The sequence below is a fragment of the Candidatus Tisiphia endosymbiont of Metellina segmentata genome (assembly GCF_964030715.1).
Lineage (GTDB): Bacteria > Pseudomonadota > Alphaproteobacteria > Rickettsiales > Rickettsiaceae > Tisiphia.
Window position 1 is genome coordinate 1,311,847 of record NZ_OZ034919.1, and the last position, 23,056, is coordinate 1,334,902.

The 23,056-nt window shown below is 33.9% G+C and carries 24 protein-coding genes; 11 read left to right on the forward strand and 13 right to left on the reverse strand.

What is annotated here, in order from left to right; genetic code table 11:
* Positions 1-1,071: 1,071 nt before the first annotated feature.
* Together AAHM80_RS06750 and AAHM80_RS06755 are read left to right on the forward strand one after the other, a co-directional pair.
* Positions 1,072-1,797, forward strand: coding sequence for a hypothetical protein (locus AAHM80_RS06750; RefSeq protein ID WP_342259684.1), 726 nt, complete (start codon positions 1,072-1,074; stop codon positions 1,795-1,797).
* Between the two features lie 75 nt (positions 1,798-1,872).
* Positions 1,873-3,720: an AAA family ATPase gene (locus AAHM80_RS06755; RefSeq protein WP_342259685.1), complete on the forward strand. Its 1,848-nt coding sequence runs from the start codon at positions 1,873-1,875 to the stop codon at positions 3,718-3,720.
* Here the strand turns inward: AAHM80_RS06755 and AAHM80_RS06760 are convergent.
* From AAHM80_RS06760 to AAHM80_RS06815, 12 genes are all read right to left on the reverse strand, one after another.
* The gene (locus AAHM80_RS06760; RefSeq protein WP_342259686.1) at positions 3,694-4,236 is read right to left on the reverse strand and encodes a hypothetical protein; all 543 of its coding nucleotides are present in this window, start codon (positions 4,234-4,236) and stop codon (positions 3,694-3,696) included. The genes AAHM80_RS06755 and AAHM80_RS06760 overlap by 27 nt on opposite strands.
* A 17-nt stretch (positions 4,237-4,253) precedes the next feature.
* Complete coding sequence (locus tag AAHM80_RS06765; protein ID WP_410521490.1) at positions 4,254-4,613, reverse strand: hypothetical protein; 360 nt, start codon at positions 4,611-4,613, stop codon at positions 4,254-4,256.
* A 240-nt stretch (positions 4,614-4,853) separates the two neighbouring features.
* Positions 4,854-5,414, reverse strand: a complete 561-nt coding sequence (locus tag AAHM80_RS06770; RefSeq protein ID WP_342259405.1) for an IS630 family transposase — start codon at positions 5,412-5,414, stop codon at positions 4,854-4,856.
* Entirely contained in the window at positions 5,408-5,908 is a 501-nt protein-coding gene (locus tag AAHM80_RS06775) for a helix-turn-helix domain-containing protein (protein WP_342259385.1), read from the reverse strand. The genes AAHM80_RS06770 and AAHM80_RS06775 overlap by 7 nt, the downstream gene beginning before the upstream one ends.
* 466 nt (positions 5,909-6,374) lie before the next feature.
* Positions 6,375-6,635 (reverse strand): hypothetical protein, encoded by a 261-nt coding sequence (locus tag AAHM80_RS06780; protein WP_341755734.1) that lies wholly within the window; start codon positions 6,633-6,635, stop codon positions 6,375-6,377.
* A gap of 197 nt (positions 6,636-6,832) precedes the next feature.
* The gene (locus AAHM80_RS06785) at positions 6,833-7,774 is read right to left on the reverse strand and encodes an IS110 family transposase (RefSeq protein ID WP_342259457.1); all 942 of its coding nucleotides are present in this window, start codon (positions 7,772-7,774) and stop codon (positions 6,833-6,835) included.
* Positions 7,775-8,200: 426 nt separating this feature from the next.
* Positions 8,201-8,698 carry an NADH-quinone oxidoreductase subunit NuoE gene (gene nuoE / locus AAHM80_RS06790; RefSeq protein ID WP_342259688.1) on the reverse strand — a complete coding sequence of 166 codons (498 nt, stop codon included), beginning with the start codon at positions 8,696-8,698 and terminating at the stop codon, positions 8,201-8,203.
* Entirely contained in the window at positions 8,695-9,870 is a 1,176-nt protein-coding gene (gene nuoD, locus AAHM80_RS06795) for an NADH dehydrogenase (quinone) subunit D (protein ID WP_342259689.1), read from the reverse strand. The genes nuoE and nuoD overlap by 4 nt, the downstream gene beginning before the upstream one ends.
* A gap of 97 nt (positions 9,871-9,967) precedes the next feature.
* The gene (locus tag AAHM80_RS06800; RefSeq protein WP_410521491.1) at positions 9,968-10,351 is read right to left on the reverse strand and encodes a hypothetical protein; all 384 of its coding nucleotides are present in this window, start codon (positions 10,349-10,351) and stop codon (positions 9,968-9,970) included.
* Positions 10,352-10,362: 11 nt separating this feature from the next.
* Positions 10,363-10,953 carry a signal peptidase II gene (gene lspA / locus AAHM80_RS06805; RefSeq protein ID WP_342260460.1) on the reverse strand — a complete coding sequence of 197 codons (591 nt, stop codon included), beginning with the start codon at positions 10,951-10,953 and terminating at the stop codon, positions 10,363-10,365.
* Positions 10,954-11,224: 271 nt separating this feature from the next.
* Positions 11,225-12,145 (reverse strand): HEPN domain-containing protein, encoded by a 921-nt coding sequence (locus AAHM80_RS06810; protein WP_342259690.1) that lies wholly within the window; start codon positions 12,143-12,145, stop codon positions 11,225-11,227.
* 462 nt (positions 12,146-12,607) lie between these two features.
* Positions 12,608-14,848 (reverse strand): WH2 domain-containing protein, encoded by a 2,241-nt coding sequence (locus AAHM80_RS06815; protein ID WP_342259691.1) that lies wholly within the window; start codon positions 14,846-14,848, stop codon positions 12,608-12,610.
* 222 nt (positions 14,849-15,070) lie between these two features.
* Between AAHM80_RS06815 and AAHM80_RS06820 the strand changes: the two genes are divergently transcribed.
* From AAHM80_RS06820 to AAHM80_RS06845, 6 genes are all read left to right on the forward strand, one after another.
* The gene (locus AAHM80_RS06820) at positions 15,071-15,685 is read left to right on the forward strand and encodes a 50S ribosomal protein L25/general stress protein Ctc (protein WP_342259692.1); all 615 of its coding nucleotides are present in this window, start codon (positions 15,071-15,073) and stop codon (positions 15,683-15,685) included.
* 330 nt (positions 15,686-16,015) lie between these two features.
* On the forward strand, positions 16,016-16,597 hold the full coding sequence (gene pth, locus AAHM80_RS06825) for an aminoacyl-tRNA hydrolase (protein WP_342259693.1): 582 nt from the start codon (positions 16,016-16,018) through the stop codon (positions 16,595-16,597).
* A 2-nt stretch (positions 16,598-16,599) separates the two neighbouring features.
* Entirely contained in the window at positions 16,600-17,025 is a 426-nt protein-coding gene (locus AAHM80_RS06830; protein ID WP_342259694.1) for a GNAT family N-acetyltransferase, read from the forward strand.
* Positions 17,022-18,119: a redox-regulated ATPase YchF gene (gene ychF / locus AAHM80_RS06835; protein WP_342259695.1), complete on the forward strand. Its 1,098-nt coding sequence runs from the start codon at positions 17,022-17,024 to the stop codon at positions 18,117-18,119. Before AAHM80_RS06830 ends, ychF begins: the two co-directional genes overlap by 4 nt.
* 9 nt (positions 18,120-18,128) lie before the next feature.
* Positions 18,129-18,797 carry a glutathione S-transferase family protein gene (locus AAHM80_RS06840; protein ID WP_342259696.1) on the forward strand — a complete coding sequence of 223 codons (669 nt, stop codon included), beginning with the start codon at positions 18,129-18,131 and terminating at the stop codon, positions 18,795-18,797.
* Between the two features lie 66 nt (positions 18,798-18,863).
* Positions 18,864-19,511 (forward strand): hypothetical protein, encoded by a 648-nt coding sequence (locus AAHM80_RS06845; protein ID WP_342259697.1) that lies wholly within the window; start codon positions 18,864-18,866, stop codon positions 19,509-19,511.
* Positions 19,512-19,722: 211 nt separating this feature from the next.
* Here the strand turns inward: AAHM80_RS06845 and AAHM80_RS06850 are convergent, their stop codons facing one another.
* The gene (locus tag AAHM80_RS06850) at positions 19,723-20,700 is read right to left on the reverse strand and encodes a uracil-DNA glycosylase family protein (protein ID WP_342259698.1); all 978 of its coding nucleotides are present in this window, start codon (positions 20,698-20,700) and stop codon (positions 19,723-19,725) included.
* Between the two features lie 30 nt (positions 20,701-20,730).
* Here AAHM80_RS06850 and AAHM80_RS06855 point away from each other — a divergent pair, with 30 nt between their 5' ends.
* From AAHM80_RS06855 to AAHM80_RS06865, 3 genes are read left to right on the forward strand one after another with little or no spacing between them, the layout of a single operon-like run.
* On the forward strand, positions 20,731-21,669 hold the full coding sequence (locus AAHM80_RS06855) for an RluA family pseudouridine synthase (protein ID WP_342259699.1): 939 nt from the start codon (positions 20,731-20,733) through the stop codon (positions 21,667-21,669).
* Positions 21,666-22,505, forward strand: a complete 840-nt coding sequence (gene prmC, locus AAHM80_RS06860) for a peptide chain release factor N(5)-glutamine methyltransferase (protein WP_342259700.1) — start codon at positions 21,666-21,668, stop codon at positions 22,503-22,505. Before AAHM80_RS06855 ends, prmC begins: the two co-directional genes overlap by 4 nt.
* A 49-nt stretch (positions 22,506-22,554) precedes the next feature.
* Positions 22,555-23,016, forward strand: a complete 462-nt coding sequence (locus tag AAHM80_RS06865) for a DNA polymerase III subunit chi (protein ID WP_342259701.1) — start codon at positions 22,555-22,557, stop codon at positions 23,014-23,016.
* Positions 23,017-23,056: the final 40 nt, after the last annotated feature.

Below are 23,056 nucleotides of genomic sequence, written 5' to 3' on the forward strand. Positions count from 1 at the left end.
ATTGGATTTGAAAACAAAAGACAAGCAAGCACAGCGTATATGAGGTCACACTACTGGACAAAAAGGTTAGGTTGGTTGCACAAAGTGTAACTTAAACAATTTTATGATTAAGGAATCAAAAAATTGCTTAGAACGACTATAAGCTTGTTTAATTGATCTTATACCTAACTGTAGTACAGAATAACTCCTACATCCTAGCGTTTTCTTCATTTTTATCGGTTGCTCTTGCTCTCCAATTGCTCCTATTTTTATTGCCATTGCATAATAAAGTATCACAGATTTTTTTGTGTTCAATCTAAAATACTCTATTTACTAGCTCTTGCAACCACACCGTCTCTTTTATCCAGTAGTGTGACATGAGGTACATGGATTTCAAGAAACAATCCTTCAAATCACTTGGGTATATAACAAGAACATTAAGTTTTATTAATGTTCTATTGATGAATACCTTAAAGCAGGAGAACATATAGAGCATTTTTATTTAATGCAAGAACTTTATTATATAATTCAACTAGGGTAATTTAAAAGTCAGTGTGCCAAGAATCAATAACTTCATCGTAGTAAGTTATTGAATGCTAAGTAATAGATGGTGGTATGTCCACCGATATCGGCTAGCACGAGCAGATATCAAACGACCCCACGGTGCTATTTCTGTCAAGGAGATGGTATTGATGTAAATTGTAATCATCTTTTGCCCCCCTATTGTAATAAACTATTGACCCCTCTAACCACATAAAAAAATTAGTTAATTTTGGTTGAAATTCAGATAGAATTTTCTAAAATTATTGTAATTTTTAATTCATACCATAGTCTATTATTTTAATCTTTAATCTACATCTTTGCCTCCTCTAAAACTTTTATTACCAATTTCTATGATTTGACAATGATGCGTTATCCTATCAATCCCCGGCTTTTATTGGTATATAGCTCAGTTCATCTATCCAATAACATTTACAAGATTCAACAAATGAGGTTTTGTCGTATGTTGTAAATGGTAAAAGAATTAGGTATAATAAAATAAAAAATATAGCTATTAGAAATAGACCTATTAATTAACGTACTTATTTTTATATGATGAAAATTAACCAAATAATATCATTAATTAAAAACTTAGAAGAAGATTACACATTACTATTTCATGACGTTATTGGCAGTTTTATTAGCGAGATAACCGATCCGGATAATTTTGATGAAAATTCAGCAGAAGTTAATCTTCTAGAGTTAAGTAATAAATTAGGCGAGAATATTACCAATTATATGATTTATGGTGCAACAGAGTTTTTTCTGAGTAACGAATATCCACATAGGATTACTAAAACACATTGGAATTGTATTGATCACTTGTTAAAAACTCAAGGGGATTCTTTTACTGATATGGACAAAAAGTATTTGCTAGGGTTACGAGATTCTTACATGTGTATTTATAAAGTGGCAGATGTACATAGAGGAAAGAATCTGACTTTGACTAACATGATTGAGAGCAAGCACAAACCAATTATCATACAAGGCATAGACAGTAACCAAGATATAGAGATAGGAGATATTATAGGGTGTCGTGTAGTGAAGGTAAATCAGGAGTATTTACTATCATCAGTTTGTTTAGTATTAACTTCTAAAGCAGTGAGCAACGCTATCAAGATGATAAAACAAATATCTAAGATGGCGTTAACCAAAGAAAGTCTTAAATTATACATGAAAATTTATAAAGACCCTGAATTAATGTTTAAAAAGATGTGGGCTAAAGAAATCATGGAACAATGGTTCTTATATGCTAGAGAACCTTACACATTAAATTGATTAATACCATAAAGGTTTCGTTATAAAAACTAAACCTTCATACAACCAAGTAAATTATCAAATAATAAAAAAAATATGACCTTTAACCCTTTGAGCAATACAACAACTGAAAGTATTAATAGGATTTTAGATGAGCATAAACTACCTAGAATGAGGGTAGGTACTGATGACTTTAAAACGTTATTGTTAAATAGTGATGTATTTGTTGATAAAAGCTTAATGATCAAAGAATTACTAGAAGACAGTGGAGAAGTAATTCTAATTACCCGACCAAGACGTTGGGGTAAGAGCTTGAACATGGATATGATTAGAAGATTCTTTGAAATGGAAATAGATGAAAAAGGCAAGCCTTTAGCTCAAGAAAAGAGAGTAAATCATAAACTCTTTACTGGAGGCATAGTAGATTTGGACTTTGATGAAACCAAAGAGTTACAGCCTTTAAAAATATCCATTCATAAAAATATAATAAAGCGTCAAGGTCAATTTCCAGTAATATATATAAATTTTAAAGAAGTGAAGGGGAATAATTATAAGGAAATTGTTAGTAGCATTATAGATCAAATAATAGAATTATACGAAAGATTTAATTATTTAGAACAATATATTCAAGAAGATAATAAATTTTTCAGTATTCCGCAAAAAGTAAAGTTAAAAAATTATCTAAGTGGTGATATTAATATAAGCTATTTAAAAAATAGCCTGAAGTTTTTAAGTCAAATATTGTATAAACATTTTAAACAAAAAGTATACATATTAATAGATGAATATGATACACCAATTAATAATGCGTATTTAGAATTTGGTCATAAAACAAAAGAATTTGAGCAGATTCTTAAGTTATTTAGAGGAATATTTGGGAGCAGCTTAAAAACGAATCCCTACTTAGAGAAAGGCGTAATTACTGGGATATTACGGATAGCTAAGGCTAATTTGTTTTCAGATTTGAATAATGTTACTGAATATACATTACTTGATGATGATTTCTCTAAGTTCTATGGTTTCACTCAAGCAGAGGTAGATGATTTGCTTACAAAAGTACCGCTCGACACTAATACTGAACAAATTAAGGATTGGTATAATGGTTATACATTTGGTGGAGAGGTCATTTACAATCCGTGGTCACTAATGCAATGTTTAGCACACAAAGGTAAGCTTGATTATTATTGGCTAGATAGTGGAGGCACAGGTCTTGTTGATAAAGCATTATTGTCAGACGAAATGCAAGAAGATTTACAGAGCTTAGCTGCTGGAAAAAGTATTATCTCACCTATTACCAAACAAATAAGTTTTGCTGATATCAATAAACCAGTAGGATTGCTCAGTTTATTACTGTTCAGCGGTTATTTAAATCCTACTGCCAAAATATCAGAAAAAAATATCTATGAGCTATCTATCCCTAATTATGAACTAAAATATATCTATGAAACAAGAGTGCTGCAATGGGTTACTGATCAATTAAAAATTGATAGCTCTAGATATTATTCGTTTATTAGTTTATTGCCAACAGGTAAAGTAGAGGAATTTAAAGAGCGTTTACAAGAATTGTTGCTAAATTCTACTAGTTTTCATCAAACAGGAGAGAAAAAGGCAGAATTATTTTATAGCGGCTTTATGCTTGGTTTAATTAATATGTTAGCACCTAGTTACATAATAGCAAGTGAACAGGAGTCAGGAAGTGGTAGAGCTGATATTATCATGATCCCCAAGGTTGGTAAAGAAGATAAGGCTATTATTATTGAGTACAAGATCGCCAAAAATACAGAAGATTTAGCCTTGGTAGCCCAAATGGGATTAAAGCAAATTATAGATAAGCAATATGATGTAAAGGTTAAAGAATATTCTCACGTCAAAAAGATCATTAAACTTTCTCTAGCTTTTTGTGGTAAAAATATGGATTTACAATATCAGGTTACAGAGCTTTAGTAATAGACTGTAAGCGTTTGAATAATCAGTAATTTTATGTCTATCGTGGTTCTGAAATTGTCCACTACGCCCCGCCATTTTTGTACAAGTTGTCATTTTTTCAAAAATATCGAACGGGAAACGTAGAGAGGTCTCAAGTTTTTTGCCCCTCAGTTTGAGGTTCTGAAATACGAAATTTATCATTTTGCGTTTTTGAGGGCTTTCAGAACCTTTGAAGGTTTCATAGGCTTCAGAAGCTAGAGTTATTAGCATTGTAGCCGTATCAGTAAATTTATCGTCTGCTTCCTCATAAACTTTAAGTAAACGAGCAATTTCATATTGACGATCTTTTAATTGTTGTTTCTTTGCTTGGAATTCTTCTTTGCTTAGTTCGCTGCTTAATCTTAAATCAATTAATGAATTTAGTTTATTTTCATTTTCTGTATGTTCTTTCTTTAAAGCAGCCGTCGCTTGCCCATGCTCATCTTTTTTTAGCTCATTTGTATTTTTTAAATAGGCAAGGGTCTCTTTTAGCATTTCCGGGTCTCTCTCTCTTAACCTATTCTTTTAAAAACCTCTTCTATTTGCTTTAAAACCTCATCTTCCCTTATATATATTTTCTTGTCTAGGTTATGTGGATCCCAAGTAGCTAAATATGTCCATTCATCCACTTTACCGTTTGGATATGTTTTACTATGAATTTCAGATGTTACCATTTTGCCAGTTACTGCACAGGTGATTAATCCTCTAAAGAGGAAATCTTTCCCACCATATTTGAATGGCTTCTTCTTCCAACCTAAACGTACATCTTTACATGCCATAAAAATCTCTCTTGTTATAATAGGTTGATAACCATGTGACCACATCTCTCCTTTTACTCTCATCTCACCGTAATAAAATGGTTGTTGGATCATTCGATGCACTACTGTTTTATTGACGTAGCAATTGTTTTTGCTCCCTTGTTGAAACACGAACTAAAATTATTGATTTTGTTGCTTTGTCTGGCATATTTTTTCCTTTGATAATAGTGATAATAAACTAGAGTTTAAATATAAAAGTATTATGCATTCAGAGATAGATTAAATACTGGACGAGTCAAGTTGAGTTTGCATTAAATTATCCAAGTAACCTCAGTATTATACCAATTGCAATAATTAACACGGTGTATTTATCCAGTCTCTATACATAATTGATTTTACTAAATCTACATTATGAGCAAATTGATTCCAAGCGTAACAAGCCATAGTGACGATATCTTCATATACACCATAACATTGGTTAGACAAGAAATGATTTTTGATCCATGCCCAAACTTGTTCCATTGCATTAAGTTCCGGTGCATAGGGCGGAAGCGGTATCAAAGTGATATTGCTTGGCACAGTTAGTTTTTTGGCTGTGTGCCAACCTGCATTATCCGTTAGTAAAGCTATATGTCGGTTGCCTTGAATACTGCGAGAAAGGTCTTCTAAGAATTTATTCATTGCCTGTGTATTTGCATATGGTAAAATTAATGCAAAAGCTTCTCCTGTATCATGGCAAGCAGCTCCATAAATATATGTTGAAATGAATTGCTGTTGCCGAACTTTACGGGGTCTAGTGCCACGCTTAGCCCATATACGAGTTAAGCTACCTTGTTGCCCAACTCGAGTTTCATCCTGAGACCATATATCAACTTTACATCTATCGATATTTTTTGGTAATAATTCTGTTAGCATGTCTGGGAAGTTTTTTTATATGTATTTTGAGTCTCTTGATTTGACTTTGGATGCATTGAACGAGAAGTAATCCAGCTAAAACCAAGGCGGTGCATAGTATTGTAGACTGTTTTTAAAGTACATTTAGCACCATATTCCTCAAGTAACATGATATGTAGCTCCTTTCCAGTTATATACCCACCAGTTTTACTTTCACTGAGCGTATTGATTTTATCAAAAAGAGCAGACTCTTGTATAGTGTTAATCTTCCTAGGGGCACCGCTTCTTTGTGATTCAAATAATCCTTCAAAACCATGATTCCTAAATCTTCTGAGCCATGATTGCACAGTTTTCCAGTGTGACTTCACTATTTCAGATATGGCTTTAAAAGATTTGCCTAATTGAAGGTAATACATCGCCAATAAACGTATACGATTTCGACCATGCGGCTCATGTTTCATCATTTTTATAAAATCATGACCATGAAAACCTTGCGGTAATATTAACCTAGCCATTTGAGTACCTTTATCAGGTAAAAACCCATTTTACACCACTGCGTTAATTATTGCAATTGGTATCATTTATTCACCTTAATATATTTATTAATACTAATAGATATTGAAGATTTGGTTAATTAATAGCAAGAAAAAATAATGCAGAAAATTGAAATAATAAGTCTTGGTTGTAACAATATCACGGTTCTATAAACAAATTAGAAGGGGGAAAAGAGATATTGGCTGTCAAAAGTGCATGACATGTTAGTAAATTATTAAAATAAAATACTAATATTGTTGTTATGTGGATCGAATGATTTAAAGAATTGGCTTCGTAAATACTTGCGAGGAATTTGCGTATTCACGTAGTTTATCTATAATTGGTTGCTCACCCATTGTTTATTGTCCCTATTCTTCAAATCTTCGAGTATATTTGCCCTTGAATTCGATATAAGAATTGAGATTATTATTATAGATATATCTACCGCTATAAATCTCGTTTATGTTTATCAATCTCTAGGATATCATCATTTTCTAGCCCTTGTTCTATTGCATGTTTTTCAAACATTGATTGCATCATACTAATATCTTGAAAATTTTCTAGATACTCTTCTAGTTTATCAAGCTCAGTCATACAGCTATTCTTATCGCCCTGTTTAAGATGTAATTTGGCTGATTCTACTAGTTGCTGTAATGTACCTAAAACATCCAATTTCATTAGTTCCTTCAGAATCACCTTGCGTAGCATAAATACACCTCTTTAATTATATATCATATTTCTTATGCTATGCTAAGTAGTTTAGATGTCAATAATTTAATTTCTATTGTAATAAATAATTATCTTTAAAGAGTGAAAGTTTAAACCAGTAGTGATATTGTTCAAGAATTTATTATTTCAATTTTCGATATTATCTTTTATCTAAATTTTATAAAAATAGATAAATATTATTTAATAACAAAAACACGTTTTTGTTGAATAAGTTTATGGCACACTTCAAGTAACTTACGCATACAAGCAACTATCGCAACTTTCTTAGGTTTAAAATTATTAACAAGCCTATCATATAAAATTTTTAAATATTGGAAACCATTCTTACCAGCTAATACTGCCATGTATAAAGCATCTCTAGGTATTTTCCTGCCTCCTCGAATAAATCTTCGTCCTTGCTTATTACCACTATCACGAGCATATGGAGCTATACCAACAATTGATGACAATTCATTGCTACTATAATTTTTATCCCCTAATTCAGGTACAAAACTAATTAGTTTTGTAGCTAAACATTTACCAATACCAGGTACAGTCTCTAATATTTTTACCTTCTCTTTTAACTCTTCTGACTCATCTATTGTTTTGTTTAACTTTTTATCAAGCTCAGCTATTTCATTCTGTAAAAATTTAATGAGCTTTTCTATACTCTCTTTATCAATACCATCAATGCTATGATGTAGTCTTTTCTTTTCATTGCTAAGCATTAATACTAAATCTTCTCGTCTTTGTTGACATCTCTTCAAAGTCTCTGATTCAACTTGATATATATAATTCGCTGAAAGCTGCATCTTATCCGCATAATATGCTAATTTAAATGCATCCTTCCTATCAGTTTTACACAAATTCACCGATTTACTAAAAGAATTAAAACTATATGTATTGACCTTATGTATTTGTTGGTTATTATTATCCAGCTTTTGACAAATCTCAGCTTCGTATCCTCCAGTAGGTTCACATATTATTAGCTTAATCTCTTGCTCTTTTGCTAATTTAATCATCTCTTCATGACCAGCTGCATCATTGGCAAAACGATGATATTTAGGTTTATCTCTTGTATTATATACACATATATCAAGCCAGTTTTTACTTACGTCTAGACCTATTATTTTATTCATGATATAATCTCCTTCTTCTTATTGTGCAAGGCTGCTCTTTTTAAGACCACCTTCTGCAATTTGTTCAAGGTAAACTACCAAAAAGAGGGTACTTATTCTCTTAGCGACTATTTTAGTCAAGGTCTATTCAAGTCACCCTCTTTAATTACTTATAACACATTCTTAAGATATAAGGTCTAATGAATGGTGAGTATGCTAGATATACATATTAGTACATGAGCATGCGAATCCATGATATTTTCAAAAAACAATTCTTCAAAGCAGAAGAGTATAGCAATTAACCAAATCATCAATATCTACAACACTAGATATCTTTGGCAAACTTGCTTATGCTGAGGAATCTAAAGAAGCCACGGAATCTTGACCCACAGCGTACTCAAATGTATGTGAGGAGCAGAGGTAGCACGAATAAATTACCAGCAGAAGTCAGGTGAGGTTATCAATTAAATCAGCCATTTTTTTTTCATCTAAGTCCTCAAAGAAATCATCATTAATTTGTACAACTGGTGCATTGACACAAGCTCCCAAACATTCAACTTCTGTAAGGCTAAATTTTTTATCACTTGTTAGTTCACCAAAGTTAATACCAAGTTTTTTTTTACAAATAGTTACAATTTTATCGCTACCCCTTAGCCAACAAGGAGTAGTCCCACAAATTTGTATATGATATCGTCCTACTGGCTTTAGATTAAACATGGTATAAAATGTTGCAACTTCATATGCTCGGATGAAAGGTAAATTTAGAAAATTTGCTACATACTCTATGCAGCTTCTTGGTAACCAACCATTCATTTGGCGTTGTGCAAGGTCAAGTAATGGCAGAATAGTACTCTTTTGTTTGTTTTCAGGATATTTCTTAATGATATTTTGGGCTTTTTTTAAGTTCTCATCATTAAAACTGAAATTTAGTGGTTCATCATTCATCGATCAATTTCTCCAAAAACAATATCAAGACTGGCAATAATAGTTACCACATCTGCCATCAAATGTCCTTTTGACATGAAATCTAGACCTTGGAGATGGGCAAACCCAGGGGCTTTAATCCGGCATCTATAAGGTCTGTTTGTTCCATCAGAGTATAAATACACACCAAACTCGCCTTTTGGTGCTTCAACAAATTTATATATTTCGCCTTTTGGCACATCATATCCTTCAGTGTAAAGTTTAAAATGATTAATCATGGCTTCCATTGATTCTTTCATTTTTTCTCTTGAGGGTGGTGCAATTCTAGGATCATCGGTTTTAATAGCACCCTTTGGCATTTTTTCAAGACATTGCTGTATAATTTTAAGCGATTGGTACATTTCTTCAATACGAACCAAATACCTATCATAACAATCACCAGATTTGCCAATTGGTATATCAAAATCTAGCTCATCATATACATCATACGGAGTAGCCTTTCTAAGATCCCATGCGATGCCTGAGCCTCTAAGCATTGGACCAGAAAACCCCCAATCCATAGCTTCTTTTTGACTTACTACTCCGATATCTACTAAGCGTTGTTTCCAAATTCTATTGTCATTTAACAGAGTCTCGACGTCTTCTAGTTTTTTTGAGAATTGCTGAACAAAAATATTTATATCTTCTAGTATACCATTCGGTAAGTCCTGTGCAACCCCACCAGGTCTAAAATAATTTGCATGCATTCTAGAGCCGGAGACACGCTCATAAAATTCCATAATTTTTTCGCGTTCCTCAAATAACCATAATAGGGGGGTAGTAGCACCAACATCTAGGGCTTGTGTTGTTATATTCATTATGTGGTTAAGGATACGAGTAAGCTCAGAAAACATCACTCGAATAAACCCTGCTCGTCTTGGCACGTTGCAGCCAAGCAATCCTTCAACTGCTAAGGCAAAAGCGTGTTCTTGGCACATTGGCGATACGTAATCTAACCGATCAAAATATGGTATAGCTTGTAGGTATGTTTTATGCTCAATTAATTTTTCAGTACCACGATGCAGCAGTCCAATATGCGGGTCTGCTTTATTGATAACCTCACCATCCATTTCTAAAATTAATCTTAATACCCCATGGGTAGCTGGATGTTGTGGACCAAAATTTAACACAACACTTTTATTATTATCACCCACCTTGTTTTAGACCCCGGCAATTGTTAATTTTAATCGAGTATATACCAAAATTTTTGTCCACTAAGTAAAAAAATTATATAATATTAAAATAATAGCATTAATTTTCCATGTCCTCTATTAAAGCTTGCTCTCCATCATTGAGATTTTTTGGAGAATGAATTTTGTGGCTCTTTGTATCTTTTTTTTCGATAGAAGGCAATTCATAGTGAGGGGGAACTTCTAAGGTTTTATTGCGTTGTACCCTATACTCATTAGGACCAGGTGTCACTATACCTATTGTTTCTTTTACTTTTTTATTGCAGGCAGACAGTGTTACTAAGGTAGTAAATAACAAAAAAATTATACGCATACTCTTCTGCTTTAAAGAATTGGTTTTTGCAAATACTTGCTGGGTATTCGCGTACTCACGTACCTTATTGTACTGTTTGCGTTCGCTTATCCCTTGTTTGTTTCCCCCATGCTTCAAATCATTTGAGTACATATCAATCCTCTTTATAAATTTATATTTTTCTTAGAATCAAGCTCACGAATCCTATCCGCTTCAGTTTGCAATCGAGCGTGATTATATTCAACATCTTGTTGTTGTTCAACAATTTTCTTGGTCTTATAATAATCATGTAATAAGAATATTGCACCTAATGAAATGAAACTATCTGCTAGATTAAATACCGGAAAACCAAAATCTTTATAGTGAAAATAAATAAAATCAAATACCGCCCCATGAACAAAACGGTCGATCAAATTACCAATAGCACCACCAATGAAAAAACTACAACCAACAAAGCTTGGCATTGTCTTACATTTTAATAAGATATACCACAAATATGCTATAAGGGCAGAGTTAACAACTATAAAAAGTATATTACTATACTGATAATAATTTCGAAGTATCCCAAAACTAATTCCATAATTCCAAATATAAACCATATCTAAAAAGCTGGTTACTTCTAGTGTTAGACCAACTTTACCTCTTAGATAATTTATAAAATACCATTTTACTAGTTGATCTATAATTACTAATTTAACAATTATACGACTACTTTGGCGAATAATTAGTAATATTTTCTTAAATATTGATGGTATACGCATATTAGAATTTAATTTTTGATTATATACTCGGTGAACTTCAAGAATTGGCGTCGTCATGTCTAAAGATCGAAGCTGCTCCGTTACTCATGTACGCTACGCCGCTCGACTTTGCTACTGCCTAGCTCTTCTTGAAGTTATACTATTGTCTACCCAACTCTTCATTTACGAGCAGTATACTCTTCTGCTTTGAAGAATTGGCTTTTGCAAATACTTGCGGGGAATTCGCGTACGAACAACGGTTTACTACGCCTAGTCGGCTCACCCCTTATTTTACGCTCCAATTCTTCAAATCATTTGAGTATACTTCTATTTTATTAATCCTTTCTAGACATATCTTTTCAGTCACTATCTTTAATTCCTCTACCCGGTTAATAAGGTAAAGTAATTGTTCTTTACTAATTGTATAATCTTGATCATATCTTGCATCAACATAAGCATTTCGCAATAACGTAAAGCACTCTTCTTGCTCAGGAGTCTCATGTGGAAATATCTTATAGAGATCGTAATGATGACTTCTAGCCCTATCGCCAAGTCCTAGTATATCATGTGACTTAGCCTTGTAACCAGTAAAAACTAACAGGATAGCATTATAAAAGCTCTCGGTAGCTTGGTGAAGCATAAAGGCTGCATTATTCAATTGTTCTATATCCAAACACAAATGAGCAAGCAATAGAAAGTCCTTAGCTTTTTTAAACCAATATTTGTAATCTTTCTCAGCTATTGGTCTACGTTCCTGCCATGATAGTTCCTTAGCTTCAGATAGTATAAATTCACCACTATTATATAAAAGAATTCCCTCTTTCTTGATATCACTAAAGAAATACTGCCCCTTTTCCAGTTGCCTATTTACCAGTTTAATAGGTTCAAGTATCAGAGTAATTGGTGGTTTTTCATCTAATGAGAATTTTTTACCTAGCCTATTCTCTATCTTATGTTGTAGGTTTATAGCTGGATAGCCGGCATATTCTCCGTTCTTTAAAATCAACAAAAGATCAAAATCACTTTGATACTTATAATAACTAATATCCCCTACCTTCTCTATATCCTCTACCCAATCTCCTCTAGCATAAGAGCCAAATAAGATAATCATTGCTATTTTTGATTTGCCTACATATAGGATTTCTTTAACAATATTATCTAGCTTTTCTTTAATCACTAGTGAGCGATCAGGTAAGGTAGTTTTCATAAAGCTATTTTTTTATCCTAGATCAACTATATACCAAATATTTAAATAATCAACAACAATTTAATCATAAATTAAAAAAATAATTTAAAATTATAATCAATAGTTGTTATATGTGTCATAATCAGTAACAATAACATAAGAATTCAGGATAAGAATTAACTAATTCTTATCCTGAATTGGCTTTAATATAAGGAAAGATGCATTCTTAAAGCAGCTAACGCGAATGCATTTTAAACCTTTCTAAAGTTAAAATCATGTTTTTAGCAAAATGGATTGCCACGCTCACGTACGTTCGCTCGCTAATAGACATATACGTCATTGCGAGGAGACCGTAGGTCGACGAAGCAATCTATAATTTCACCGAATTTGGGATAAGAATTAACTAATTCTTATCCCAAATTCGCGGGAGTAGTATACAAGACATGAGGTAGCCTAGATGTTATCCCAAATTCGCATAAATTACTATACTTCCCTAGAACTATGCTCTTTTTTGATACTAACTAGTTTGGGGGATGGAGTAGGAGGAAGGGTTTTGTATCCATCTTTTGGAGTCATGGGGAGATTTTCTCCAATAGCTTTTGCTGCTGACTGTAACTTTGGTGGGAATTGTCCTTTTGTCGTATCAACGTTAGCAACAGGGGTAGACGGTAACTTTTCTCCTCTATCAAGATTTTCCTTAATCTTCTCTAGCTGCTGGATGACGTTTTTTTGTATTTCTTCTTTCTTTTCATCATAATAATCATCAAACTCATTAAACTCTTCCTGAATAAATTTAACTAACTCACCAACATTTTCAACACCAGCCTGTTTCTCAAGCTTCTTACGAGTAGCTACATCGATCTTATTCTCTGTAATAAGTTTCACAAGATCAGCATGTTCAGGTTCATCATCTTCATCATCATGAAATGCCTTAAATCTCTCTGTTATAGCCTGTTTAAGGGCATCTGCTATTGAGCCAGAAGGGCTAGTAGGTGGTGTTTTTGGTTTTTCCTCTAGTTTTCTCTCTAGTTCTTCTAGTGCTTTATTTCTCCCTGATTCAGATAGCTTTTCTTCCCTAAGCTTTGCCTTCAGTACCATTTCAGTTAAGAAGTTTGTCTTTCCTTCCCCTTGCTCTCTTACTGTTGCTTTGTCATGATCAGAACCTGATGGCGAAGGCGGTGGAGACACTGGATGAGCTGTTGTGGGTGCTACCTTTTTAAGTTGTATCCCCGTCCTAATTTCTGCAAATAAGTCTCCCCTCTCTTCCCCTTGTCCTTTCGGCGTTACTACTGCTGCTGCCTTCTGAGCTTGACCTGCCGTAGGTTCTACAGGCGGTGGTGGAGGAGGTGGTACTGCCATAGCATTTCCCACTGCTTGTTGAACATCTTGGTTCTGCAACGGCACAGAATGTGTAGGAGGCGGTGGTGCTGGACGCAGTAGTGTATTTTGACCCGGTAACGGAGGAGCTGGAGGTATAGCAAATCCTGCTGCTTGCTGCACCTCTTGATTCTGCAACGGTGGAGGAGATGGCGCTTTGCCTTTACCAGCTATATGTGCTTTCGGTTTAGTTTCCTCTCCATGCTGAATATTTTGTGAATCCTGCAATGATGTATGGATAGGGGATGAAAGAGATCTTGTTATAGTGTTTTCCGCTGCTTGATGAATAGTTGGGTTCGGCATCGACGTAGTACGCATAAGTGGGGGAGGTGGTGCTGGGCGTTTAGCAGGCATTGATGATGACATGGTTTGAGATTGAGCCAAATCTTGGCTTATAGACAATGGCTGTGAAGCAGTAACTGCAGATATAAAAGTGGTTTCAAGCTCATTTCTTAAAGCTTCTACTTTGTTTGACCTGAGGTTTAGTATATCTCTACCTTCAAGCTCTTTTAGTTTTTCCAGTAACTTATTTGTTCTAGCTACTGTTGAATCTTTTATGTTTTTACCAGTGATCTCTAATCCCTCATCAACCCTTTTTAATATTTTATTATTATGAGGTATGTTTTTTTCTAAAATTTGTTCTGGAGTATTTACGAAAACATGCTTGATCTTTGCAGTAATTTTTTTAAGGCCGTCTAGCCATGTTGATGGTAATTCTTCCCGCAATTCTGCTAATTCTTTCTTTATTGAAAGAAGTTCTTTAATATTATCATTAGCCTTTACCAACTTAACTAGGTCTTGTTGTACGTGTAACAGTCTTATTCTTTCTTGGTGTAGTGCCTTTGCTTCATCAGCATTATAAACTTGTGGTACAATTTGGCTAAATTTTTCATGAGATATACCTAAATTTACTAAGGATTCTCTTAATCCTTTTACCCGTTCTAGTTGTTTCTCTGATAGTTCTTTGGTTAGGATCTTATCAAATCCTGCTTGTAACTCTGTATCTATAATTTGCTGTAAAGATAAGTTTTTTTTACCTACATCTCTTAATGTATTGTCAACATCTTTGAGTACATCTCTGTTGATTCTTCTCTTTTCTTCAGCAATTTCCTCATCATTTTTTATAAACAGATATTTTACTTGTGTAACAGTATGTACAAACCTTTTAAACCAAGGTAAAGAAGGGTATTCTTTCTTTAAATCTTTCACTTTCTGTTGTAGATGTCTACTATTTTCTAATTGTTTATTAGCCTTTAAAAGATTCTCTACAGAATTTATTGTATCCAGTAATTTACCTTTTTCCTGTGATAACACGCTTTCTATTTGTTGATCTTTATCTTTCGACATGTAAATACCTCCTTATTAACTCTAGTAAATAGTAGGGTAAGCAAAAAAGATATCATACCCGCTTTTAGTTGGGCAATGATATTTTTTTAGCATTGATTACAATTTTGAAATTACCCTGTGGCATTAATGTAAGCAGCTTTAAAGCTGCTTGTCAAATTAATACTTGAATTTTTTAACATTTAGTACTATCATCTATGCTTTAAAAGCTCTTAGGAGAAAAAGATGAGTGAACTATTAGAACTTGCAGCAGAAATGCGGGAGAAATTTGGTACGGGAGTCGCAAGAGAACTACGTAGGAAAGGTAGGGTTCCAGCCATAGTTTATGGAGCAGGTAAAGAAGCCTTAGCCGTTTCTATCGAAGAAAAAGAGATAACTAAGCATTATAGAAAACCCGGTTTTATCTCTACAGTTATTCAAATTAAAGTGGGTAGTAAAACGCATAAAGTGTTACCAAAGGCTGTAGAATTGCATCCTATCACTGACATAGTTAGGCATGTTGACTTTGTCCATTTAGAGGAAAAAACCCAAAGAATGGAAGTGCCGGTAGTCTATGAGGGTAAAGAAAGAGCTTTGGGAGTTAAAAGAGGTGGATTCTTCAATATAATAAAAAGAACTATAACTCTTTTATGTGATGTCAATAATATACCTAAAAATATTAATATTGATGTTACCAACATGCATATCGGTCAGTCTTTAAAAGCAAAAAGCATTAAACTCCCTGAAGGAGTCCAGCTAGCTAGTAAAAATGATTTTATTATGGCTACTATAATTGGTCGTAAGGGTAGTAAGTCAGAAGATGAAGAAGCTGCAACTGAGGAAGTGAAGCCGGCAAAGTAGTTGTTTTTGAAGCTATAAGGGTACTATGTCTTGGATATCACCCACAACTGTTGAAAGTTAAAATCGTCTATTAGCGAGGAGACCGTAGGTCGACGAAGCATCCATATGACAAGTTTCATGGATTGCCACGCTCACGTACGTTCGCTCGCTAATAGACGGTTTAAGCCTTACAACACTGCTTCGCTAATAGACGATTTTTTAACTTTCAACAGTTGTGGGTCGAGGTGCTAGGCGTACATATAGTATGTGAACACCGCAGATATTGGATAATGACAACACAATTCTTGATTTTCATCGAGTATACAAATCGCTCTCTAATGATATTAGAATATGCTTAAATCTGAAGACAAAGGATATATACTTGTTGTAGGTTTGGGCAATATAGGCAAAGGGTATCAAAATACTCGCCATAATGTTGGCTTCATAGCTATTGATTATTTATCAGAATATTATAAAATTTCTTGGAATACAAAATCCAAATTTCAGGCTGAACTGACTCAAGGGGTAATAGACGGACATAAGTTACTATTAGCAAAGCCTCTAACTTATATGAACCTTTCTGGAAAGGCAGTACAAGCAATATGTTCTTACTATAATATCAAACCACCAAATATTTTTGTTTTACATGATGATATAGATTTAGAAACTGGTAGAATAAAATATAAATTGGCTGGTGGTAGTGGTGGGCATAATGGTTTAAAATCATTGGATCAGTGTGTAGGAAATGATTATCACCGTATCAGAATCGGGGTAGGAAGACCAGTAGCTAATGGTGATGTATCTGATTACGTCTTATCTGCTTTTTCTAAAGAAGAGTATAAAATTATTGTTAATTCCATTGAGGTAATAATTAATAATTTCCGTTTATTGCTTTTAGGTGAAATGGAAGAGTTTAAAAGGAGCATCGTTTAAATATGAAACAACAATTAACTTGTGTCTATGCAGATGATATGGATGCACAATATTCAAAGATAATGCAGGATGGGTTAGATGAACTTGCTAAAAACAAGAAGGGTCTTGATGCCGTCCAATCTTTTTCCTTCTCGTGTTTTGATAATAATAAAAACTTTGTTGCTGGTGTAAAAGGTGTACTTATGTATGGTTGTTTACACGTTGATACGTTATGGGTTTCTAAAGATTTTCGAGGTCAGAATTATGGTACTTTTCTAATGTCCAAGGCAGAAAATCTAGCACGAGAGCGTAATTGTAAATTTATGACTTTAAATACTGCTGATTGGCAGGCCAAACCATTTTATGAAAAATTAGGTTTTAAATTAGAGTTTGTAAGAAGTGGCTATGATAAAGATTCGGAAGCATATTATTTAAGGAAAGATTTATGACACTAAGATGTGGTATTGTTGGTTTACCAAATGTAGGAAAATCAACTTTATTTAATGCTTTAACTTCTAGTATTGCAGCAGAAGCGGCTAATTATCCTTTCTGCACTATAGAACCAAATTCTGCTATAGTATCAGTACCGGATGATAGGCTAAATGAGTTGGCAGCTATTGCTAATTCTATTAAAATTATTCCTACTTATATAGAAGTTGTAGATATTGCAGGTTTGGTAAAAGGTGCTAGTAAAGGGGAGGGGCTGGGTAATAAATTCTTATCTCACATACGAGAAGTCGATGCTATTTTGCACGTACTACGTTGTTTTGAAGATATAGATATTACTCATGTGCATAATAAGATCGATCCAATATATGATGCTGAGATAATAGAAACAGAATTAATTTTAGCAGATCTTGAATCGGTAGAAAAACGCTTAACAAATTCTGAGAAACGTTTGAAAACAGGCGATAAAGCTTTAAAAGAGCAAGTAGAATTATTAAAAGAGATTCAAGCAACTCTCGCAATAGGTAAACCAGTCCGTAGCATGATTGGGACTTATAGTAAAGAGGCTTTGGAACAATTACAATTATTAACTTCTAAGCCGGTTTTGTATGCTTGCAATGTACTGGAAGAAGATGCGGTTACTGGTAATAAATTTACGGAACTTGTAGCCAAAAAAGCTAAGGAAGAAGGTGCAAAACATGTTATTATTTCATCAAAAATTGAAGCGGATATTGCAATTTTAGAAAGTGACGAAGAGAAATCTGAATTCTTAAATAGTATGGGTCTTGTGGAAACGGGTCTAAGTAAAATTATCAAAGAAATGTATAACTTATTAGACCTAAGAAGCTTTTTTACTGTTGGTCCCAAAGAAACACATGGCTGGACTTTTCGTAATGGTACGCTAGCTCCTCAAGCAGCCGGTATTATTCATACTGATTTTGAGAAAGGTTTTATCCGGGCTGAGGTTATTAGTTATGAGGATTATATAAATTTTAATGGTGAAGTGAAAGCCAAAGAAATGGGTAAAATGCGTTTAGAGGGCAAGGAGTATAAAATGCAGGATGGAGATGTGGTGCATTTTAGATTTAATGTTTAAATAAGGGATATGAGAAAATTATACCATTATCCTATTTGTCCATTATCACGTCAAGTTCGGGTGTATTTAAAAGAGCTAGATGTGCAGTTTACTATGGTTAAGGAGGATTATTGGCTTCGAGATAAGGAATTTTTATCTTTAAATCAGGCGGGGACGACACCTGTCTTACAAGAGGCGTCCACTCTAATTATAGCAGGAATTTATCCCATCACTGAGTATTTACATGAAAAATATCCAAATTTTAATTTTATCGATGAAGATATTGATATTAAATGTGAAATTCGTAGGTTGCTCAGTTGGTTTAACGAAAAATTTTACCGTGAAGTAACAAAAATTATTATCGATGAAAAAATAGTAAGGTCCTTCTGCCAATTAGGTGGCCCTAGGACCGATTTTCTTAGAGCAGCAAAGACTAATTTATCACACCATTTAAACTATATGTCCAGTTTATTGGAGCTACGTAGCTTTATTGCCTCAAATTCCTTAAGTTGTGCAGATATAGCTGCTGCCTGTCATATATCGGTTCTAGATTATTTTGGCGAAATTAGTTGGGACAAATGGCTGTCTATTCGTCATTGGTATGCAATCATAAAATCTAGACCTAGCTTCCGCTCCTTATTATATGACCAAATACCAGGTTTCACTCCACCACCTTGTTATGCTGATTTAGATTTTTAGTGGTTGCGGTGCAGTTACTTTTATGATAGCTTCTAGGTGAATAGTATAATTAAAATAGAGGATATTATGAGTAAAAGTGACGATAATAATCCAAAAGTGGATTCTCTACCGTCTTATAAGGAAGCTGTAACTCAAAAACCAAAAGAAGCCCAAGAAGGTTTGTCTGCAGAAGAGCTAAAGAGTCATATAGGAGAAATGCCTAACACTTTTCTAGCTTTGAAACAACTAGAGGATGTACAAAAGAATCTTGAACAAGCCCGTGGGATTTTTGCTGGTACTACTAGTAAGGCTCTTTCTGGGGTAGAGAAATTAGAATTTGAAAAAGCTGGAGAGGTTTTTAAGAAATTTATGAGTTCATTTGAAAAACTGAGGACATTTGCTGATAGTGTAGATCATAAAAAACCCCTAGACAGCTTGAATGATTCATTAACTCTTACCGGTCGCTTAAAAGATTTCGCCAAAGAGCAATTCAAGAAAGTTGAAAAAATATTTGAAGGGTCAACTAATGCAGTTAAAAATAATCCAATTTTAAATGCAGTAGGGAATGTGATAAAATCTGCATGTCATGCGGTTGGTACTATAGCTAAAGGTACTTTAAACAATGCGATAGCTACTGGAGAACTTGCCAAAAGTGTTGTTAATCTAGGTGTAGCAATAAAAGATATCATTGTAGAAAAAGGAGTGAAACAAGCAACTAGGGGTAGGGGGGCATAGTACCCTACATTTTTCTATAATCGTCATAGCAAGGCATCTTTAGATGCCGTGGCGATCTAGGTAAACAGCGAAGTTGTTTTTTTAGAGTAACGCTTCGCGTATCTTGGATTGCCGCGTCGCCGCTTTCAGCGGCTTCTCGCAATGACGCTCGGAAGACCCCTTAACAGTAGTGAAATAAAAATGTAGGGTACTATGGTAGTTTGACAACACCCTATATCCCACTTGTATTGATATATTCATGGATTTTTAGTAAATCATACCAAGTGGTTTTTTTCTGCATTGGTTGTCTAAGCAAATAGGCAGGATGGAAGATAGAAGTGGTTTGAATTGGTTTGCTAAGATACTGATTGGTATATAAATAATATTCTTGTCTGATTTTACTTATACCAGCATTCTTACCAAGTAAGCTAGTTGCCGCAACATTTCCCACTAAAACAATTAGCTTTGGGTTTATTAAAGCAATATGTTTTTCAACAAAAGGTCTGCAAATATCTATTTCTTCTTGCGTTGGTTGGCGGTTGGCTGGTGGTCGCCAAAATACAGTGTTAGTAATATAAGCGTTATGTTCTCTTGAAATATTGATAGAGGCTAATACATTATCAAGTAACTTACCACTTTCCCCGCAAAATGGTATCCCTTGTGCATCTTCGCTACTACCCGGTGCTTCCCCAATAAACATTATAGAACTTTGTGGATTGCCATCAGCAAATACGATTTTATTAGCTAATTTCTTTAAACCACAACCATCAAAATCCATTAGTAGTTTTTTTAATTCTTCTAAATTGCGAGCTGAGTCAGCTAAAGTTCTAGACAACGAAATGATGTCATCCTGTTTTTGTACAAGTTCTGGCTTCTTACCTACGTGGGAATGACCAGGACTGTCGGAGCTAGGTAGAGCTAGTGGAATACTAATCGGCTTAGCTTTAATATTAGACCTCTTTCGCAACTCTACTTCTGCTGGTGATTTGGACAATGATGCGGTACTCGAATCCGTAACGGAACTATAGTACGCTGCGGTTCGAGGTGAAGCGTCTCCTTCAAATCCCTCAGCATAAGCGAGTTTCGAAAGAGGTCTATTAGAATTAATCTGTATTTTTTGCTGATTAATAGTTGATTCTGACAAATAATAATCTATACCAATTGCTTGCAACCATTTTAGTTGGTTGATTTTTTTTGTTAAATGAGTCATTTTATTATTTTAAAAAATATTTCGTAGTAGATGGAAGAATATAACGTACCTAACAATCTAGATGGGTTTAGACTTGATAAGGCTTTGGTAAGCCTTATCAGTAAAACATCTAGAAGCCAAGTCCAGAAAAGTATAAATGACTTCCAAGTACAAGTTAATGGTTTGATTATTTCTGATTCTAACTTTAAGGTCAAGGAGAATGACCTTATTTCAGTATTTTTTAAAGCTCCTGATCCATTAACAATGCAGGAAGCTGATATTAAACTTGATATTTTTTATGAAGATGAAGATTTAATGGTGATCAATAAAGCAGCTGGTATGACAGTCCATCCTGGTAGTGGTAACCACCAGGACACTTTGGTAAATGCCTTATTACATCATGCAAAATCTTTATCTAGCATAGGAGGGTTAGAAAGACCTGGCATAGTTCATCGTTTGGATAAAGATACATCAGGACTGATGGTGGTAGCAAAGAATAATTTTGCCCATGTACATCTTGCAAAACAAATAGAAAATCGTAATCTTGTACGCAAATATAAAGCACTCGTTTGGGGTATTATCAATCCGCAAGAGGGCGTTATAAGAAATAATATTGGCAGAGACCGTATTATACGGCAAAAAATGACTATTCTAAAATTTGGTGGCAAAGAGGCGGTTACTCATTATAAAACAGAGGAAATATTTTTTGATGGTATTATAAGTATGGTAGAATGTCGACTTACTACTGGGCGAACTCATCAAATCAGAGTACAGTTGAGTCATTTAAAACATTCGGTAGTAGGAGACCAAACTTATGGCAAGAATAGCAAGAAAGTTAGCTCTAATTTTAGCATAGTACCACAAAAATTAATGGATTTCAAGAGGCAAGCATTACATTCTTGGTATATAAGTTTTTCCCACCCGGTAAGTGATAAATTATTAGAATTTGAATCACCTTTGCCACAGGATATTGTAGAAATAATTGCATGAATATAAAAGAATCCTTAATTTATGCTGCTAGCAAGTTGCAAGCAGTGGGTATTAAATCAGCAAACCTAGAATCACGCATATTGATGCAGCATGTAACTGGTAAATCTATTGAATATTTATTAGCAAGGTCAGAAGAAGAATTGACACAACAAGAGCAAATTATTTTTGAGGATTTGGTTAATAGGCGTACATTACTAGAGCCAATAGCTTATATTGTAGGATATAAAGAATTTTATAGTTACCAGTTTATTGTAAATGATAAAGTGCTTATTCCTAGGCAAGATACTGAGATTATTGTAGATGCGATTTTAAGCGATATAAAAACAAATGCAGAGCTAGCAATATTGGAACTTGGCACAGGTAGTGGTTGTATAGCTTTGAGCTTGTTACTGGAAATGCCAAATAGCAATGTAACTGCAACTGATATAAGTAATGAAGCGATTGCTATAGCTAGTCAAAATGCTATAAAACATAAAGTTTCTGATAGGTTTAAAATAATTAATAGTAACTGGTTTGATAATCTAGAAAAGCAAGAATTTGATATCATCGTAAGTAATCCACCATATATTTCTTTTGATGATACTGTTTATATGTCTTCTGAGACCCTGAAATATGAACCCCACTTAGCCTTATTTGCTGAAGATAATGGATTAGCTTCATATTACATAATCGCTAAAGAAGCCAAGGGATTTTTAAAACAAAATGGTAAATTATTCTTAGAGATTGGTTTTAATCAATTGGCAGCTGTTACAGAAATTTTTGTTAGTTATGGTTATACGGTTAAGCAAGTTTATAAGGATTTGGAAGGTAGAGATAGAGGGCTTCTAATAACCTGAATTTGATGTAACACTCGATAATCAAGTTTTAAATATTAAGAGAATTATCATGCAACAATTTAGTCTTTATCATACTACCGAAGGATCGCTATACAAAACAACCTGTCTTTTAGTAGAAAAATCTTATCATAGCAATTTAAGAATTGTCGTTTTAGCTCCAGATATTGAAGTCCAAGAGTCACTGAATAAGATGATATGGACTTATTCTAGAAAACAGTTTATTCCACATGGTAGTAAGCTTGATCCATTACCAGAAAAACAACCAGTCTATATTACTCATCAGTTAGAGAATCCTAATCAAGCTACGATTCTAATAATCATTGCTCCATTTGATATACAAGAAATTCTTAATAACAAACACTATATTGCTCACTTTCAGAGAATAGTTATAATATACGATGCCTTAGACAATTTAAGTTTAATAATTAAAACAATAAATGAACTAACTATTGCAACCCCAATGATTGACTGTTATAAACAGAGTCCAATGGGAACATGGAGTAAGATTTAACCATTTCTATCAAGTGTGCAAGATATGTCATTGCGAGCGA

Bases quoted from the DNA above. Each gene is read 5' to 3' on its own strand.
- AAHM80_RS06755 (WP_342259685.1), top strand. From the start codon at position 1,873: ATGACCTTTAACCCTTTGAGCAATACAACAACTGAAAGTATTAATAGG.
- AAHM80_RS06850 (WP_342259698.1), bottom strand. From the start codon at position 20,700: ATGACTCATTTAACAAAAAAAATCAACCAACTAAAATGGTTGCAAGCA.
- AAHM80_RS06810 (WP_342259690.1), bottom strand. From the start codon at position 12,145: ATGAAAACTACCTTACCTGATCGCTCACTAGTGATTAAAGAAAAGCTA.
- ychF (WP_342259695.1), top strand. From the start codon at position 17,022: ATGACACTAAGATGTGGTATTGTTGGTTTACCAAATGTAGGAAAATCA.
- AAHM80_RS06830 (WP_342259694.1), top strand. From the start codon at position 16,600: ATGAAACAACAATTAACTTGTGTCTATGCAGATGATATGGATGCACAA.
- AAHM80_RS06750 (WP_342259684.1), top strand. From the start codon at position 1,072: ATGATGAAAATTAACCAAATAATATCATTAATTAAAAACTTAGAAGAA.
- AAHM80_RS06820 (WP_342259692.1), top strand. From the start codon at position 15,071: ATGAGTGAACTATTAGAACTTGCAGCAGAAATGCGGGAGAAATTTGGT.
- AAHM80_RS06865 (WP_342259701.1), top strand. From the start codon at position 22,555: ATGCAACAATTTAGTCTTTATCATACTACCGAAGGATCGCTATACAAA.
- AAHM80_RS06775 (WP_342259385.1), bottom strand. From the start codon at position 5,908: ATGGCTAGGTTAATATTACCGCAAGGTTTTCATGGTCATGATTTTATA.
- AAHM80_RS06840 (WP_342259696.1), top strand. From the start codon at position 18,129: ATGAGAAAATTATACCATTATCCTATTTGTCCATTATCACGTCAAGTT.
- AAHM80_RS06770 (WP_342259405.1), bottom strand. From the start codon at position 5,414: ATGCTAACAGAATTATTACCAAAAAATATCGATAGATGTAAAGTTGAT.
- AAHM80_RS06780 (WP_341755734.1), bottom strand. From the start codon at position 6,635: ATGCTACGCAAGGTGATTCTGAAGGAACTAATGAAATTGGATGTTTTA.
- AAHM80_RS06845 (WP_342259697.1), top strand. From the start codon at position 18,864: ATGAGTAAAAGTGACGATAATAATCCAAAAGTGGATTCTCTACCGTCT.
- AAHM80_RS06855 (WP_342259699.1), top strand. From the start codon at position 20,731: ATGGAAGAATATAACGTACCTAACAATCTAGATGGGTTTAGACTTGAT.
- prmC (WP_342259700.1), top strand. From the start codon at position 21,666: ATGAATATAAAAGAATCCTTAATTTATGCTGCTAGCAAGTTGCAAGCA.
- pth (WP_342259693.1), top strand. From the start codon at position 16,016: ATGCTTAAATCTGAAGACAAAGGATATATACTTGTTGTAGGTTTGGGC.
- AAHM80_RS06785 (WP_342259457.1), bottom strand. From the start codon at position 7,774: ATGAATAAAATAATAGGTCTAGACGTAAGTAAAAACTGGCTTGATATA.
- AAHM80_RS06765 (WP_410521490.1), bottom strand. From the start codon at position 4,613: ATGATCCAACAACCATTTTATTACGGTGAGATGAGAGTAAAAGGAGAG.
- AAHM80_RS06800 (WP_410521491.1), bottom strand. From the start codon at position 10,351: ATGTACTCAAATGATTTGAAGCATGGGGGAAACAAACAAGGGATAAGC.
- nuoE (WP_342259688.1), bottom strand. From the start codon at position 8,698: ATGAATGATGAACCACTAAATTTCAGTTTTAATGATGAGAACTTAAAA.
- AAHM80_RS06760 (WP_342259686.1), bottom strand. From the start codon at position 4,236: ATGCTAAAAGAGACCCTTGCCTATTTAAAAAATACAAATGAGCTAAAA.
- AAHM80_RS06815 (WP_342259691.1), bottom strand. From the start codon at position 14,848: ATGTCGAAAGATAAAGATCAACAAATAGAAAGCGTGTTATCACAGGAA.